General features: G+C 53.0%; 2 protein-coding genes. Both read left to right on the forward strand.

The window, feature by feature from the left end; translation table 11 throughout:
* The first annotated feature begins 132 nt into the window (after positions 1-132).
* Positions 133-546: a hypothetical protein gene (locus IGR76_02560; protein MBF2077416.1), complete on the forward strand. Its 414-nt coding sequence runs from the start codon at positions 133-135 to the stop codon at positions 544-546.
* Between the two features lie 152 nt (positions 547-698).
* Positions 699-3,128, forward strand: coding sequence for an ATP-dependent helicase (locus tag IGR76_02565; protein ID MBF2077417.1), 2,430 nt, complete (start codon positions 699-701; stop codon positions 3,126-3,128).
* Positions 3,129-3,362: the final 234 nt, after the last annotated feature.

Here is a 3,362-nt window from a genome sequence, read left to right on the forward strand (position 1 = left end):
TCGACACCTGGACCGAGTTACTCTGCCATGCCGCCTGATTGGATAAAGTCGAGCTAAGACTGCACGCACCACAGATGGACCAGCGGTAGATAGTAGGCTAAGTAAAGCAATCAAGGCTTTCAAAGATGTGGAATGAAAAACAGAGAAGTTGTACACTACAAGCAGCAGCTTGATGACCTATTTAAAAAAATATCTAGTCTTCCAGAAGATACTGAAATGCTTTCGCATTGGGCAAGATATTTGTGTATTCGTGTTTCTGGATTCTTAGAAGTCTCGGTGCGCTCCATATACAGTCAATACTCCAAAGATAAAGCAGCGCCATACGTAGCAAGTTATATTGAGAAGCAGTTGTCAGGATTTCAAAATCCTAATATGGAAAAGATTTTGAATGTTACAAGAGCTTTTAATCCTGAGTGGGCAGATAGGCTTGAATCCATTGTCGAGGGCGAGATAAAAGATGCAGTTGTTAGTGTTGTTGCAATAAGAAACAAAATTGCTCATGGCGATAGCGTAGGAATAACTTATGTGAAAATGCAGGGTTACTAGCAGAATGCTGTGAAGCTTGTTGAACTTCTTGAGCAATAGTGTGACGGAGAATCTACTTAGACATGAAACTTACAAAGGAGCCAACTTGGACTTACGTGCTTTCACCGTAAAAGAAACGGAACAGGATCACAGAAGTCTTAGTCCTGGACAACATCGTGACTACTGCAGACCTTCAATCCACCTCATCCTTTGACGAATCCGCTTCCCGGCAAACCTGGCAACAGTTGCGCGATCGCCTTCGTCCTGGACAACAACGTCTCGCCGATTGGCACGGTGGCTCTTTGGCTGTTTCCGCCGTACCCGGAGCCGGAAAATCCACCGGAATGGCGATCGCCACGGCCATTCTGCTCGCAAAACGCCACATTGTTCGGCAGCAGATCAACGCTGGACAAGCAATCTCTCCAGAGGATGCTTGGCTAGAAGCCTTCACCCCGCAGCGGCAACTGGTTCTCGTCACCTTTACCCGTTCTGCGGCGGCTAATCTCAAGCTCAAAATCCGCCAATACCTGCGCGAACTGTCGATTCCCGCCACCGGATTTGCGGTGTATACCCTGCACGGACTGGCGTTGAGTATTGCCAATCGGCATCCGGATCTGTCGGGCTTGGATCTGGATCAGTCTACCCTCGTTTCCCCGAATCAAAGCCATCGGCTCCTAAAAACCAGCGTGGAGCAGTGGATCAGCGGCCATCCGCAGTTGTATCAAACACTGCTAGAGGGACAACAGTTTGATGGGGAGGAAACGGAACGGCTGAGACGGCAATCGGTGTTGCGAACGGAGGTATTGCCGGAACTGGCGCAAACCGTGATTCGAGAGGCGAAAAGTTCGGGACTATCGGCGCAGGCATTAGCGGAGTTGAGTCAGACGGCAACTCAGGTAAATACGGGGGAATGGCGGGATTACAACGTGTTGGCGATCGCCGCTGGCCTTTACGAACAGTACGAAATTCTCCTGCGGCAGCGGAGCTTTATCGACTACGACGACATGATTCTGGCGGCGTTGCGGGTGCTGGAAAACGAGACGGCTAAGCATTTATGGCGATCGCAAATTTTCGCGGTTTTTGAAGACGAAGCTCAGGATTCCTCTCCGCTGCAAACCCGGTTGATTGAACAACTCGCCGCCGATCCGGATGATCCCGCTCTGCCGTTGAACCTGATCCGCGTGGGCGATCCAAACCAGGCAATTAACTCCACCTTTACCCCCGCTGACCCCATTTTCTTTCGGGAATTCTGCGAAGACTGCGCCGCTCAGGGACAGTTAGCGGAGATGGATCAGGCGGGTCGTAGCACCTTTTCTGTCATTCAAGCCGCGAATCGGATGCTGAACTGGGTGAATCAGCAGGCACAGACTCCCCGTGGGCGATCGCCCCATCATCCAGAACTATCCACCCCGGTTCTCCCCTTCCGATTCCAGCAGATCCAACCTGTTTCTCCCAACGATCCGCAGCCCGACGCCAACCCTACCCCAGAGGGAGCCGGAGTGGAAATCCATCGCCCCACCGATACCTATCAGACTGTGGAATGGATTGCCCGCCGGATGGGCGCGATCGCCCAAGCAAATCCCGACGTGCGGGCGGCGATCCTGGTGCGGGAAAATCGGCAGGGTCGGTTCATTACCGATCTGCTGCGTCGTCCCGGACGGCATGGCGTCACGACCAATTTAGAGGATTACGGGTTAGGCATTCTCGATGTGGGCGAACGCGATCGCCAGTCCCATATCCCGGAGGAAATGCTGATGATTCTGCAATTTCTCGATCGTCCTCACTCCCCCGATTACCTCAAGGCAATGCTGAAGGTGTTGAGCGATCGCCGCTTGATTCCCTCTCAAGATCTGAACCGCTTGACCAGTGCGCCAGAACAATTTCTCTACCCCAGTCCCCTAGCCGACGATGCCACCGATCCTGATCCCGTAGCCGACCAAGCCCGTCGATTCTGCACCGGACTCCTCCGGGCACGGTTGGAACTCCCTCCCTATCAAGTAATTCCCTTCCTCGCCCTTGCTCTCCAGTACGAGCAGTCGGAACTCGCCACGGCGGATAAGCTGGCTGAGCGACTATCCCGCCAGATGCAAATGGGCGTTTCCATTGATGGGTTGATTAGCGCCCTTACGGAACTGGTGAACTCGGAAAACTTTGATCCGGTTGACACGGAGGAAGACGCCGAAGCCCGCTACACCCGCCCCGGACAGGTCACCATCATCACCATGCACAAAGCCAAGGGACTCGATTGGGATGTAGTGTTTCTGCCGTTTCTCCATGAGTCCGTGATTCCGGGAAAGGTATGGCTGCCTCCTCAAACCCAGTTTTTGGGCGAATTCAACCTGGCCGAGGTCGCCCGTGCCCAGATTCGCGCCCACCTGCACGGAGAATCCCGCATTCCCGATAACCTGACCGCATGGCAGCAAGCCTCTGTCCTGAAGCGCAACGAGGAATTTCGATTGCTGTACGTCGCCATGACCCGTGCCAAACGACTGTTGTGGATGTCGGCGGCGCAGCGGGCTCCCTTTACCTGGAGCAAACCCGATAACCTCCAGGAGCAATCGCCCTGCCCCGTTTTGGCCGCCTTGCAACCTCCTCCATCCTAGATGCCCAGTCGATATGAAAAAAGACAAATAAATCCCGCCCAACCATTGCTAATCGTAAGGTTGTGTAACGGTTTCGCGGATTATCCAATCCGGTATTCGACAATACTTTATGATGAACGAGTATCTGATGGGCTGGCTCCATAAAAAAATCCCTCGACTAAACGGATTTGGCTGGTATCCAAGCATCAGCCCAGAATTTAGCGCTCAGTCCTTTAGATATCGCCACTTTTACAG

It is taken from the genome of Synechococcales cyanobacterium T60_A2020_003, from assembly GCA_015272205.1.
GTDB lineage: Bacteria > Cyanobacteriota > Cyanobacteriia > RECH01 > RECH01 > JACYMB01.